The sequence below is a fragment of the Pseudomonas sp. GGS8 genome (genome assembly GCF_024168645.1).
Classification (GTDB): Bacteria; Pseudomonadota; Gammaproteobacteria; order Pseudomonadales; family Pseudomonadaceae; genus Aquipseudomonas.
Genome location: NZ_JALJWF010000001.1, coordinates 1,065,658 through 1,078,556 on the forward strand (window position 1 = coordinate 1,065,658; position 12,899 = coordinate 1,078,556).

Annotated in this window: 12 protein-coding genes, 1 tRNA gene and 1 pseudogene; 10 read left to right on the forward strand and 4 right to left on the reverse strand. The window is 59.8% G+C overall.

All coding sequences use genetic code 11. The annotated features are described in order from the left end of the window. Positions 1-234 precede the first annotated feature (234 nt). Together J3D54_RS04730 and J3D54_RS04735 are read right to left on the reverse strand one after the other, a co-directional pair. Entirely contained in the window at positions 235-1,728 is a 1,494-nt protein-coding gene (locus tag J3D54_RS04730; RefSeq protein ID WP_253416892.1) for a CoA-acylating methylmalonate-semialdehyde dehydrogenase, read from the reverse strand. Positions 1,729-1,792: 64 nt separating this feature from the next. Further along, complete coding sequence (locus J3D54_RS04735; RefSeq protein ID WP_253416893.1) at positions 1,793-3,142, reverse strand: aspartate aminotransferase family protein; 1,350 nt, start codon at positions 3,140-3,142, stop codon at positions 1,793-1,795. A gap of 125 nt (positions 3,143-3,267) precedes the next feature. Between J3D54_RS04735 and J3D54_RS04740 the strand changes: the two genes are divergently transcribed. The 3 genes from J3D54_RS04740 (at position 3,268) to J3D54_RS04750 (ending at position 5,540) form a co-directional block, all read left to right on the forward strand. Then, on the forward strand, positions 3,268-4,188 hold the full coding sequence (locus J3D54_RS04740) for a LysR family transcriptional regulator (protein ID WP_007940170.1): 921 nt from the start codon (positions 3,268-3,270) through the stop codon (positions 4,186-4,188). 112 nt (positions 4,189-4,300) lie between these two features. After that, complete coding sequence (locus tag J3D54_RS04745; RefSeq protein ID WP_253416894.1) at positions 4,301-4,951, forward strand: TetR/AcrR family transcriptional regulator; 651 nt, start codon at positions 4,301-4,303, stop codon at positions 4,949-4,951. Between the two features lie 7 nt (positions 4,952-4,958). Further along, on the forward strand, positions 4,959-5,540 hold the full coding sequence (locus J3D54_RS04750) for a YigZ family protein (RefSeq protein ID WP_253416895.1): 582 nt from the start codon (positions 4,959-4,961) through the stop codon (positions 5,538-5,540). Between the two features lie 371 nt (positions 5,541-5,911). On the opposite strand, the gene J3D54_RS04755 is transcribed toward J3D54_RS04750, so the two are convergent. Continuing rightward, positions 5,912-6,088, reverse strand: coding sequence for a hypothetical protein (locus J3D54_RS04755; protein WP_253416896.1), 177 nt, complete (start codon positions 6,086-6,088; stop codon positions 5,912-5,914). A 30-nt stretch (positions 6,089-6,118) separates the two neighbouring features. Here J3D54_RS04755 and J3D54_RS04760 point away from each other — a divergent pair, with 30 nt between their 5' ends. From J3D54_RS04760 to J3D54_RS04775, 4 genes are all read left to right on the forward strand, one after another. Next, the gene (locus J3D54_RS04760; RefSeq protein WP_253416897.1) at positions 6,119-7,684 is read left to right on the forward strand and encodes an ABC transporter ATP-binding protein; all 1,566 of its coding nucleotides are present in this window, start codon (positions 6,119-6,121) and stop codon (positions 7,682-7,684) included. Positions 7,685-7,992: 308 nt separating this feature from the next. After that, a tRNA-OTHER gene (locus J3D54_RS04765) sits at positions 7,993-8,068 on the forward strand. After that, positions 8,047-8,802, forward strand: coding sequence for an ABC transporter permease (locus J3D54_RS04770; RefSeq protein WP_253416898.1), 756 nt, complete (start codon positions 8,047-8,049; stop codon positions 8,800-8,802). Before J3D54_RS04765 ends, J3D54_RS04770 begins: the two co-directional genes overlap by 22 nt. Further along, positions 8,802-9,728 carry an ABC transporter permease gene (locus J3D54_RS04775; protein WP_253416899.1) on the forward strand — a complete coding sequence of 309 codons (927 nt, stop codon included), beginning with the start codon at positions 8,802-8,804 and terminating at the stop codon, positions 9,726-9,728. Before J3D54_RS04770 ends, J3D54_RS04775 begins: the two co-directional genes overlap by 1 nt. A gap of 82 nt (positions 9,729-9,810) precedes the next feature. On the opposite strand, the gene J3D54_RS04780 is transcribed toward J3D54_RS04775, so the two are convergent. Beyond that, the gene (locus J3D54_RS04780; RefSeq protein WP_253416900.1) at positions 9,811-10,233 is read right to left on the reverse strand and encodes a hypothetical protein; all 423 of its coding nucleotides are present in this window, start codon (positions 10,231-10,233) and stop codon (positions 9,811-9,813) included. A gap of 82 nt (positions 10,234-10,315) precedes the next feature. Here J3D54_RS04780 and J3D54_RS04785 point away from each other — a divergent pair. The 3 genes and pseudogenes from J3D54_RS04785 to J3D54_RS04795 all read left to right on the forward strand — a co-directional run. After that, positions 10,316-10,536: pseudogene (locus tag J3D54_RS04785) on the forward strand (MerR family transcriptional regulator); the annotation flags it as partial. Positions 10,537-10,583: 47 nt separating this feature from the next. Further along, on the forward strand, positions 10,584-11,267 hold the full coding sequence (locus J3D54_RS04790) for an SDR family oxidoreductase (RefSeq protein WP_253416901.1): 684 nt from the start codon (positions 10,584-10,586) through the stop codon (positions 11,265-11,267). A 267-nt stretch (positions 11,268-11,534) separates the two neighbouring features. Then, positions 11,535-12,893 (forward strand): 8-oxoguanine deaminase, encoded by a 1,359-nt coding sequence (locus J3D54_RS04795; protein ID WP_253416902.1) that lies wholly within the window; start codon positions 11,535-11,537, stop codon positions 12,891-12,893. Positions 12,894-12,899: the final 6 nt, after the last annotated feature.

Consider the following 12,899-nt stretch of genomic DNA (forward strand, 5'->3'; position numbering starts at 1 on the left):
CTCTGCCTTATCAACTCCTTCTGACCTCGATGAACTGAAGCGCAGCCGCTGCCGAAAACCTCGTAACTCATTGTTTACCAAGGAGTTTTCCGTTTCGACTGCGCCGGAAGTGGGGCGAATTATAGACGTCCAGAATCTGCCGTCAACCTCTAATTTCACATTTCTGTCATATAGGTCAAAACAGCCCGAAAACACAAAGGCCGACCTCAGGAGGTCAGCCTTCTGCCCTTCTACTTACAAGCTAGGGAATGCGAATTGCGAAGCTTCATGGCTTGCCCGTTGCGGCCAGCGCTGGGTAACAGCCTTGCGACGGGTATAGAACCGCACGCCATCCGGACCATAAGCATGCAGATCGCCGAACAGCGAACGCTTCCAGCCACCAAAGCTGTGATATGCCACTGGCACCGGCAACGGTACGTTGACGCCGACCATACCCACTTCGATCTCATCGCAGAACAACCGCGCTGCTTCTCCATCACGGGTAAAGATGCAAGTGCCGTTGCCATACTCGTGATCATTGATCAGTTGCATCGCCTCTTCCAGGCTGTTGACCCGGACGACGCACAGCACCGGCCCGAAGATCTCTTCTTTATAGATGCGCATCTCTGGCGTGACGTTGTCGAACAGACAGCCACCCAGGAAGAAGCCGTCTTCATGACCGGCCACGCTCAAACCGCGACCGTCTACCACCAGCGTCGCACCAGCGGCTACGCCGTCTTCAACATAACCGCTGACCTTGTCCCGCGCCTGACCGGTGACCAGAGGCCCCATGTCCAGACCACAAGTCGTTCCGGCGCCGATTTTCAGTGCCTTGATCTGCGGCGTCAGTTTGGCCACCAACGCATCCGCCACCTGATCGCCCACACACACGGCCACCGAAATCGCCATGCAGCGCTCACCGCACGAACCATAAGCGGCGCCCATCAACGCGCTGACTGCGTTATCCAGATCCGCATCCGGCATCAGCACCGCATGGTTCTTCGCCCCGCCCAGCGCCTGGACACGTTTGCCCCGCTTGGTGCCTTCGGCATAGATGTACTCGGCAATCGGCGTCGAACCAACGAAACTCAACGCTTTAACTTCCGGCGCTTCGATCAATGCATCCACCGCTGTCTTGTCGCCATGCACCACACTCAGCACGCCTTTCGGCAGGCCAGCTTCCAGCAATAGCTGAGCGATCAACAACGTCGAGCTTGGATCGCGCTCGGACGGTTTGAGAATGAAGCAGTTGCCACAAACGATCGCCAGCGGATACATCCACAGCGGCACCATGGCCGGGAAGTTGAACGGGGTAATGCCGGCCACCACGCCCAATGGCTGGAAATCCGACCAGGCATCGATGTTTGGCCCTACATTACGGCTGTACTCACCCTTGAGGATTTCCGGCGCTGCACACGCGAACTCGACGTTCTCGATCCCGCGCTTCAATTCACCGGCAGCATCTTCCAGCGTCTTGCCGTGTTCTTCGCTGATCAGTTGCGCGATGCGGGCTTCGTTCTGTTCCAACAGTTGCTTGAAGCGGAACATCACTTGAGCGCGCTTGGCCGCTGGCGTATTACGCCAAGCCGGGAACGCAGCCTTCGCCGAGTCGATGGCCTTCTGAATGGTTTCGCGGCTGGCCAACGGCAGCTTGTGGATAACCTGACCGGTAGACGGATTGAACACATCGGCCATGCGACCGTCTTCGGTCACCAGTTCGCCATTGATCAAATGCGGAATAAGGCTCATGCGGGGCTCCTGAAAAATTGTACAAAGGCGCCCGCGACAGGACGCCTTTATATAGAGGGGAAAGTCAGTCGATCTTGTTCAGCACTTCGCCGACCGCATCAAACAGACGATCAAGGTCTTGCGGCTTGCTGTTGAAGGTTGGGCCGAACTGCAGGGTGTCGCCGCCGAAGCGCACGTAGAAGCCGGCTTTCCACAACGCCATGCCAGCTTCGAACGGACGCACGATGGCATCGCCGTCGCGAGGCGCAATCTGGATTGCACCGGCCAACCCGTAGTTGCGAATATCGATGACGTTCTTGCTGCCCTTTAAACCGTGCAGCGCGTTTTCGAAATGCGGCGCGACTTCAGCCACGCTCTGCACCAGGTTTTCCTTTTGCAGCAGGTCGAGTGCCGCCAGGCCCGCGGCGCAAGCCACCGGGTGCGCGGAATAGGTGTAGCCGTGCGGGAATTCCACCGCGTACTCAGGCGTCGCCTGGTTCATGAAGGTCTGGTAGATCTCGGAGCTGGCAATCACCGCGCCCATCGGGATCGCGCCGTTGGTGACTTGCTTGGCAATGCACATCAGGTCCGGAGTGACACCAAAGCTGTCGGCACCGAACATCGAACCGGTACGACCGAAACCGGTGATCACTTCGTCGAACACCAGCAGGATGTTGTGCTGATCGCAGATCTCGCGCAGACGTTTGAGGTAACCCTGCGGCGGAACCAGCACGCCAGCGGAACCGGCCAATGGCTCGACGAACACAGCAGCGATGTTCGAGGCATCGTGCAGTTCGATCAGCTTGAGCAATTCATCCGCCAGCGCGATCCCCCCCTGCTCCGGCATACCACGAGTGAAAGCATTGCTCGCCAACAAGGTGTGCGGCAGATGATCGACATCCATCATCGCCTGACCGAACAGTTTGCGATTGCCATTCACACCGCCAAGACTGGTGCCGGCGATATTCACGCCGTGATAACCACGGGCACGGCCGATCATTTTGGTCTTGGTGGCCTGGCCTTTCAGCCGCCAGTAGGCACGCACCATTTTCACCGCTGTATCTGCACACTCAGAACCCGAATCGGTGAAGAACACGTGATTCAGGTTGCCCGGGGTCAGGTCGGTGATTTTTTCGGCCAACTGGAACGACAGCGGGTGACCGTACTGGAAGCCCGGCGAGTAATCGAGGGTGCTCAATTGCTTGGCCACCGCCTCCTGGATTTCCTTGCGGGTGTGCCCGGCGCCGCAGGTCCACAAACCCGAGAGCGAATCGTAGACTTTGCGGCCCTTGTCGTCTGTCAGCCAACTGCCCTCGGCCGCCACAATCAGGCGCGGGTCACGCTGGAAATTGCGGTTCGCGGTGTAAGGCATCCAGTGAGCGTCAAGCTTGAGCTGGCTGGCCAGGGAAGTCGGGGCGTTTTCAGGCACGTTCATGGGCAAAACCTCGCAGAGCAAATAAGCGGCATGGAGATCAAAAGCGTTCTTGCAGCTAAATTGCCACGGGGATAAAGTCGGTGAAATCCAACTTTTCTAACCTTCAGTCAGGCCAGGACTAAACTATGAGTACCCGCCGCCCCGATCCGCTGGCGCAAGTCAGTGACTTTGATATCCGCCTGCTGCGGATTTTTCGTAGCGTGGTGGAGTGCGGCGGCTTCTCCGCGGCGGAATCGGTGCTGGGTATCGGTCGCTCGGCCATCAGCCAGCAAATGAGCGATCTGGAGCAGCGCCTGGGTCTGCGCCTGTGCCAGCGAGGTCGCGCCGGTTTTTCCCTGACCGAAGAAGGCCGCGAGGTCTACCAATCTGCGTTGCAGCTATTAAGTGCGCTGGAAAGTTTCCGCACCGAGGTCAACGGCCTGCACCAACACTTGCGCGGCGAGTTGACCATCGGCCTTACCGACAACCTGGTCACCCTGCCCCACATGCGTATCACCCACGCGCTGGCCCAACTGAAGGAACGCGGCCCGGACGTGCAGATCCAGATCCGCATGATCGCCCCCAATGAAGTCGAACAAGGTGTGCTCGACGGTCGCTTGCATGTCGGCGTGGTGCCGCAAGCCAGCGCGTTGTCGGGGTTGGAGTACCAGCCGCTCTACAGCGAACGTTCGCTGCTGTATTGCGCGGTCGGCCATCCGCTGTTCTATGTCGACGACAAACAACTGGACGATGAACGCCTCAACAGCCAGGACGCCATCGCTCCGACCTTCCGTTTGCCCGCCGAGATTCAGGCCCATTACCAGGCGCTCAACTGCACCGCCAGCGCGTCGGATCGCGAGGGCATGGCCTTTCTGATCCTGACCGGGCGCTACATCGGTTACTTGCCGGATCACTACGCCAGCCTCTGGGTGCAGCAAGGCCGTTTGCGTGCACTGAAACCCAAGGCGCGCTTTTATGACCTGAGCCTGGCATCGGTTACACGCAAGGGCCGTCGCCCGCATCTGGTTCTGGAGAGTTTTTTGGAGAGTCTGGCGGCGACGCGCTGAAAACCTGTGGGAGCGGCGGTGTTCAGGATTTATCGTGTCGGGACTTGTCTGAGACGTGCGGGTGCGCTATCAACGCATCTGGTTGCACCCATCTACCTGTTCGGAAGTGCCTATGACCTTTGAAGTCCCAGCCCACGGCGGCAAACCCGCCGGCCGCATTCGTCAGAAGAACGAAGAGACCATCATCAAAGCCGCCGAAGACGAGTTCGCCCGTCACGGGTTCAAAGGCACCAGCATGAACACCATCGCGCAGAAAGCCGGGTTGCCCAAAGCGAATCTGCATTACTACTTCACCAACAAACTCGGTTTGTACGTGGCGGTGCTGAGTAACATCCTTGAGTTGTGGGACAGCACCTTCAATACCCTGATCGTCGAGGACGATCCGGCAGAAGCATTGACGCGATACATTCGCGCAAAAATGGAATTCTCCCGGCGCCAGCCACAAGCTTCGCGGGTCTTCGCGATGGAGGTCATCAGCGGCGGTGATTGCCTGACTGAACATTTCAACCAGGACTACCGCACCTGGTTTCAGGGGCGGGCCGCGGTGTTTCAGGCGTGGATCGACGCCGGCAAAATGGACCCGATCGACCCGGTGCACCTGATTTTCCTGCTGTGGGGCAGCACCCAGCATTACGCCGATTTTGCCACACAGATCTGCCGTGTCACCGGGCGCACCAAGTTGACCAAGCAAGACATGGAAAACGCTGGCAACAACCTGATTCGCATCATTCTCAAAGGCTGCGGCCTGACGCCAGCTATTTAAGACACCCATGCCTTTTACCCTCAGCGGTTTTTGCGAATACCGCGAAGAGATTCGCAAAAGCCGCTTCATCGCCCTCGCCGCGCCGATCACCAGCGCAGCCGATGCCCAGGCGTTCATCGAGCAACACAGTGATTTGAACGCCTCACACAATTGCTGGGCCTGGAAGCTCGGCGATCAATACCGCAGCAGTGACGATGGCGAACCCGGTGGCACCGCTGGCCGGCCGATCCTTGCGGCGATTGAAGCGCAGGATTGCGATCAGGTCGCGGTGCTGGTGATCCGCTGGTATGGCGGCATCCAGCTGGGCACCGGCGGCCTCGCTCGAGCGTATGGCGGCAGTGCCAACAAGTGCCTGCAAGGGGCGCCGAAAGTCGAGCTGATCAGTCGGGTGCCGGTCAGTTGTGCCTGTGCATTTGGCGAGTTGGCGCTGGTGAAGCTTCGGGTGGCGGAGCTGGGTGGTTTGGTGGTGGAGGAAACTTTCACGGCCAATGGCGTGGAACTGCAACTGGCGGTTGGCGACGGGCAGATAAGTACGCTGCAAACACAGCTGGCGGACTTAAGTCGCGGGCGTATTTTGTTGCAGCGTTGAAGATCAAAAGATCGCAGCCTTCAGTAGCTCTACGCGCCTGTGGACACTGCGATCTTTTGGGGCAGCCCGATTTTCTTTGCTCTCGACACTTGCCCACATCTGCTGTGCACCCGGCTGTGGATAACCTGAGCACATTCTGCTGTAACCCTTCTGTCACGCGGCTTTGCGGGCTTTGTTCATTTTTCGTCCAACTCGCCAGTTGCGACATTTATTCCATATAAAAACAATCAGTTAGAGCGGTTTATCGCCATTAGAAGAAAGCCCCCCGGTGCTTATGCCTACGCGGTCGGCTTGCGCACAGATACTGTGGAACAAGCTGTGGATAACCCGTTCATGGCTGGCGCAGCCCCATGTCTGACAATGCCTTCAGCCTATTGCTCGTTTTTTGACCAATTCATCGCGCGCAAAACCGGAGCCTGATCAAAAGGCTTGCCCTCAAGTGGTGCCTCACCATGAATTGGAATAGGTCGAGGCAGCGTCCGCAACGCCTGTGCCAGCAGGCTTTCGCTCATTTCCTGACTCAATGGCCAGGAAATTGCTTTATCCACAGGCATAACCTTTTGCGACCCGAGCCTGTCATGTCCAACCCCACGCCAATCCCTGATCAAACACCCCGCCTGCAATTGCGCAGAATCAGCAAACGTTACCCAGGTTGCCTGGCCAACGATGCCATCGACTTGAGCATTGCGCCCGGTGAAATCCATGCCCTGCTCGGCGAAAACGGCGCGGGTAAAAGTACGCTGATGAAGATCATCTACGGCGTCACTCACGCCGACTTTGGGGAAATAATCTGGCAGGGCCAGCGCGTGACCATGCGCAATCCGGCCCAGGCTCGAAGCCTCGGGATCGGCATGGTGTTCCAGCATTTTTCGCTGTTCGAAACCCTGAGCGTAGCGCAGAACATCGCCTTGGCGATGGGGGCGGCGGCCGGCACACCGAAGCAGCTTGAACCGAAAATTCGCGAGGTGTCCCGACGCTATGGCATGGCGCTGGAACCGGAGCGCCTGATCCACAGCCTGTCCATCGGTGAGCGTCAGCGGGTGGAAATCATTCGCTGCCTGATGCAGGACATCCGCCTGCTGATTCTCGATGAGCCGACGTCGGTACTGCCCCTGCAAGAGGCCGACGAATTGTTCGTCACTTTGCGTCGGCTGGCCGCCGAGGGCTGCAGCATTCTGTTCATCAGCCACAAGCTCGGCGAAGTGCGTGCGTTGTGCCACAGCGCCACGGTGTTGCGCGGCGGACGAGTGGCCGGGCATTGCGTGCCGGCCGAGTGTTCGGACCAGCAACTGGCGCAGTTGATGGTCGGTGAAGCCGCCGAGCTGATTACTGACTATCCGAAGGTCAGGGGGGCTGATGCGTTTCTGAACGTGACCGGATTGTCCTGGCACAACCCGGATCCCTTCGGCTGCTCGCTCAAGGACATTAATCTCGAGGTGCGTAGCGGCGAAATCGTCGGTGTCGCCGGGGTGGCCGGCAATGGCCAGGATGAGTTGCTGGCCTTGCTCAGTGGTGAAGAACGGCTGCCGGGAAATGACGGGGCGAAGATCAGTTTCGGCGGGCAGCCGGTAGCGCACCTGAGGCCAGATGCACGACGCAAACTCGGCTTGGCCTTCGTCCCCGCCGAGCGCTTGGGCCATGGCGCGGTGCCGGAACTGAGCCTGGTGGATAACGCCCTCCTCACCGCCTTTCAACAGGGACTGGTCAGCAACGGGCTGATCCAGCGCGGCAAGGTCGAGGCACTGGTCGAAGACATCATCCGCCGCTTCGGGGTCAAGACACCCGATGCCCAAGCACCGGCTCGCAGCCTGTCCGGTGGCAACTTGCAGAAATTCATCCTCGGCCGGGAAATCCTTCAGCAACCCAGATTGTTGGTGGCCGCGCACCCGACCTGGGGCGTGGACGTCGGCGCCGCCGCGACCATTCACCGAGCGCTGATTGCCCTGCGCGACGCTGGCGCGGCAATCCTGGTGATCTCCGAAGACCTCGACGAACTGTTCCAGATCAGCGATCGCCTCGGCGCCTTGTGCGGTGGTCGGCTGTCGGCGCTGAAGTCCACTGTCGACACCCGCCTGACCGATGTCGGAGGCTGGATGGCCGGCCAGTTCGACGCTCCTCAATCACCTGCACCCGTATCGCTTTAACGGAGTTTCACATGCTGCTTTCTCTCGAACCCCGTGGCCAGCAATCGCGCCTGATGTTGTGGTGCTCGCCGTTGCTGGCGGCTGCGCTGACCCTGGGCTGCGGCTCATTGCTGTTTATCGCGCTGGGCCATGATCCGTTGCTGACCTTGCACACCTTGCTGATTGCACCGATCAGCGACCTGTACGGGGTCTCCGAGTTGTTGGTCAAAGCATTGCCGATTCTGCTCTGCGCATTGGGTCTGGCGGTGGCGTATCAGGCGCGGATCTGGAACATCGGCGCCGAAGGTCAGTTGCTGCTCGGCGCCTTGGCCGGCAGTGCGTTGGCCGTAAACATCATCGGCCTGCAAAGCCGCTGGGCGCTGGTGTTAATCCTGCTCACCGGCACCCTGGCCGGTGCCGCGTGGGCCGGGCTGACGGCATGGCTGCGCACACGCTTCAACGCCAATGAAATCCTTACCAGCATCATGCTCAATTACATCGCTTTGAACCTGCTGCTGTTCTGCGTTCACGGGCCGCTGAAGGACCCAGCCGGGTTCAACTTTCCAGAGTCGGCGATGTTCGGCGATGCCAGTCGTTTGCCGCTGCTGATGGAGGACGGTCGGGTCCATGCGGGCGTGTATTTCGCCTTGCTCGCGCTGGTGGCGGTGTGGGTGTTGCTGCAGAAAAGCTTTGTCGGCTTTCAGATCAAAGTGCTCGGGCTGGACAAGCGCGCGGCGGGCTTCGTCGGCTTTCGCGAGAAGCGGCTGATCTGGCTGGCGCTGTTGATCAGCGGCGGCCTGGCGGGGCTGGCCGGGGTTTGCGAAGTCACCGGGCCCATCGGCCAACTTGTGCCGCAGGTTTCGCCGGGTTATGGCTATGCGGCAATCACTGTGGCGTTTCTCGGGCGGCTGAATCCCATCGGCATTCTGTTTTCCAGCCTGTTGATGGCGCTGCTGTACATCGGTGGCGAGAGCGCGCAGATGAGCATGAACCTGCCACAAGCCATCACTCAATTGTTCCAGGGGATGATGTTGTTTTTCCTGCTGGCCTGTGACGTGCTGATTCTCTACCGAGCACGTTTGAACCTGCGCTGGGTACGGCGCACCTCGACCACCGCCGTACAAGCAGGAGCCTTGTGATGGATATCGATCTGCTGAGTAACATTTTCTACGCCATGGTCCGCTGCGGCACCCCGTTGCTGTTGGTGGCATTGGGCGAGTTGATCTGCGAGAAGAGCGGCGTCCTGAACCTTGGTCAGGAAGGCATGATGCTGTTTGGCGCGGTGATCGGTTTTATCGTCGCGCTGAACAGCGGCAATCTCTGGCTTGGTGTGTTGCTGGCAATGCTTGCCGGGATGCTGTTGTCGTCGCTGTTCGCCCTGGTGGCGCTGGTGTTCAACGCCAACCAGGTGGCCACCGGGTTGGCGCTGACGATCTTCGGCGTGGGCCTGTCGACCTTCGTTGGCGCTGCGTGGGTCGGCAAACCGCTGGCGGGTTTCGAGCCGGTGGCGATTCCTTATCTGAGTGAAATTCCGCTGATCGGGCGAATGCTGTTTGCGCAGGATCTTCTGGTGTATCTGTCGTTTGCGCTGTTTGCGCTGGTGGCCTGGGTGGTTGTGAAAAGTCGCGTCGGTCTGATCATTCAGGCAGTCGGTGAAAACCCGGATGCGGCCAGTGCCATGGGCTTGCCGGTGTTGCGCGTGCGCACCCTGGCGGTGCTGTTCGGCGGGGCGATGGCGGGGTTGGCCGGGGCTTATCTGTCCCTGGCCTACACGCCGATGTGGGCGGAAAATATGAGCGCCGGTCGCGGCTGGATTGCTCTGGCGCTGGTGGTGTTCGCCAGTTGGCGAGTGTGGCGATTGCTGCTTGGAGCGTATTTGTTCGGTCTCGCCAGCATCCTGCATTTGGTGGCGCAGGGATTGGGGCTGGCGATTCCGTCGAGTCTGCTGGCGATGCTGCCGTATGTCGCGACCATTGTGGTGTTGGTACTGCTTTCCCGGGATGCCGTGCGCACACGGTTGTATGCGCCGGTGTCGTTGGGGCAGCCGTGGCGGGCGGGGCATTAGCGGAGACTTCAAGGGCCTCATCGCGGGCAAGCCCGCTCCCACAGGTTTTTATGTCAATCAAAAAATCTGTGTTCACCCATGATCACTGTGGGAGCGGGCTTGCCCGCGATGAGGCCTGAACCGGCAACACTTGAACAACGCCCCACGCCAATTCAAAGATCAAGAAAACAACCAGCAATGAGCTGGCACCATGCAGCAAGGCATAAAGCTGCCAAGCCGAAAACAGAAATCTTCCGACCGCGTCATACCGCCCAAACACTTGCTGCGGCTCGCGAATCCGCAACACGGCCCACACGCACACAATAGACCCCAACAGATTGGCCATCAGCATGTGCATCGGCTCGAATGGCGGTAGCTCGCCGGGCAGATTGAAAGTCTGACTCAGGCCTGACAGCACGCGATGCAACGCCGCAAAACTCCACGGCGTGGCAAATGCCGCCGTGACGATCAAGTCGTACCACGCGCTGCCACGCACCAATTGACGATATTGCGTTGAACTCCACATGGGTATTGCTCCATAAATTCAGGGAGCAACAAGGCTAAAGCCTGGAGTATGCTCCAGGGTCAAGCCCTCTCGAGAGATCAAGATGCGCATCGGTGAATTAGCCCAGGCCAGCGCCGTCAGCCGCGACACGTTGCGTTTTTACGAACAGCGCGGATTGGTCGCGGCGCAACGCAGTGCCAATGGTTATCGCGACTATCCGGCAGAGATGGTGCAACGGGGCTGTACATCAAGACCGCTCAACGGCTGGGCTTTACCCTTGGCGAAATCGGTAATAGCGTTGCCGCGTTATGTCAGTCGCCCGAGTCAGTATCCTTTGAATCCGTGATTCTCATCCATCAAGGAAGCCATTCATGTCCACGGCAAAAAACGCACTCATCATCGGCGCCTCCCGAGGCCTGGGTCTCGGTCTGGTGAAAACCCTGCTGGCCGACGGCTGGCAAGTCACCGCCACCGTACGCAACCCGAAGAGCGCCGAAGCCTTGCAGGCGTTGGGCAAGGTGCGGATCGAAAAACTCGACATGGACGATCAGCAAGCGGTCATCGCCCTCAGCCAACAGCTCAAGGGCGAGATCTTCGACCTGTTGTTCGTGAATGCCGGGGTCAAGGGGCCGGAGGTCCAGACGCCGGGTGGCGCGACCCTGGCCGAGGTCGGTCAATTGTTCTTCACCAACGCCGTGGCGCCGATTAATCTGGCCCAGCGTTTCGTCGGGCAGATTCGTGAAGGCGGCGTGCTGGCGTTCATGAGTTCGGTGCTGGGCAGTGTGACCATGCCCGACGCGCCGGAGCTGGCGCTGTACAAGGCCAGCAAAGCGGCGCTGAACTCGATGACCAACAGCTTCGTCACGCAGTTGGGCGAGCAAAAACTTACCGTGCTGTCGCTGCACCCGGGTTGGGTGAAGACTGACATGGGTGGCGAAGGTGCCGACATTGATGTGGAAACCAGCACCCGCGGGTTGATCGATCAGGTGAATGCGTATGCCGGCAAGGGTGGACATCATTTTGTGAACTACCGGGGCGAGACCATTCCCTGGTAACACCCTCGCCCGCTGTGGGAGCTGGCTTGTCGGATCGCCGCACCGCTGCGATAGCATCACCTCGGTATCGCTGAAAGACCGAGGTGATACCATCGCGGGCAAGCCCGGCTCCCACAGGGTTTTGCATTGTCTGGTCGCGTGGGGCTTGCCCGTAACACGGTTCTGTTCGAAACTCCGCACCTCGTCCCCTGCGGCGACCCTGGATCAGCAGACAGGGCAACACTGAGCTGGCAACCCTGAACCCAACTTTCAGAGGAGCCGGCCACTATGCCTGCGACCCGTACCTGGTTAAAAAATCCCCTCGCCATTTTCACGGCCAACGCGCTCGATGCCCGTGGCGGTCTGGTGCTGCAAGACGGTTTGATCGTCGAAGTGCTCAGCGCCGGCCAACAACCGTCCACCCCCTGTGGACAAGTCTTCGATGCCCGCGAACACGTGATCCTGCCGGGGCTGATCAATACCCATCACCACTTCTATCAAACCCTGACCCGCGCCTGGGCACCGGTGGTCAATCAGCCGTTGTTCCCGTGGCTGAAAACCCTCTATCCGGTCTGGGCGCGACTCACGCCGGAAAAACTCGCCCTCGCCACCAAAGTCGCGTTGGCCGAGCTGCTGTTGTCCGGCTGCACCACCGCGGCCGATCACCATTACCTGTTTCCTGAGGGCCTGGAAAACGCGATCGATGTACAGGTCGAGAGCGTCCGCGAACTGGGCCTGCGCGCCATGCTCACTCGCGGCTCGATGAGCCTCGGTGAAAAAGACGGGGGGCTGCCGCCGCAGCAAACTGTCCAGGAAGGCGAAGTGATTCTCGCCGACAGCCAGCGTTTGATTGCCGAGTACCACGAACGTGGTGACGGCGCGCAAATCCAGATCGCTTTGGCGCCCTGCTCGCCGTTCTCGGTGACCCCGCAAATCATGTCCGCGAGCGCCGAACTGGCGAACACCCTCGACGTGCGCCTGCACACCCATCTGGCCGAAACCCTCGACGAAGAAGACTTCTGCCTGCAACGCTTCGGCCTGCGCACCGTGGATTATCTGGACAGCGTCGGCTGGCTCGGCCCACGCACCTGGCTGGCTCACGGCATTCATTTCAACCCCGACGAAATCGCCCGCCTCGGCGCGGCCGGCACCGGTATTTGCCATTGCCCGAGTTCGAACATGCGCCTGGCTTCAGGGATTTGCCCGACCATCGAGTTGACCAATGCTGGCGCGTTACTGGGCCTGGGCGTGGACGGTTCGGCGTCCAACGATGCCTCGAACATGATGCTCGAAACCCGGCAGGCGCTGTACATCCAGCGTTTGCGTTATGGCGCGGAAAAGATCACCCCGGAGCGCGTATTGGGCTGGGCCACCAAAGGCTCGGCGCAGTTGCTCGGGCGCAGCGATATCGGCGAACTGGCGGTGGACAAGCAGGCCGATCTGGCGCTGTTCAAACTCGATGAGCTGCGCTTCTCCGGCAGCCACGATCCGGTGTCGGCGCTGCTGCTGTGCGGCGCGGACCGGGCGGACCGGGTGATGGTCGGTGGCAAGTGGCGGGTGATCGATGGGCAGGTTGAGGGGCTGGACCTGAAAGGCTTGATCGCCGATCACAGCCAGGCGGCTCGGCAGTTGATCGCTGGCATCTGAGCCGAT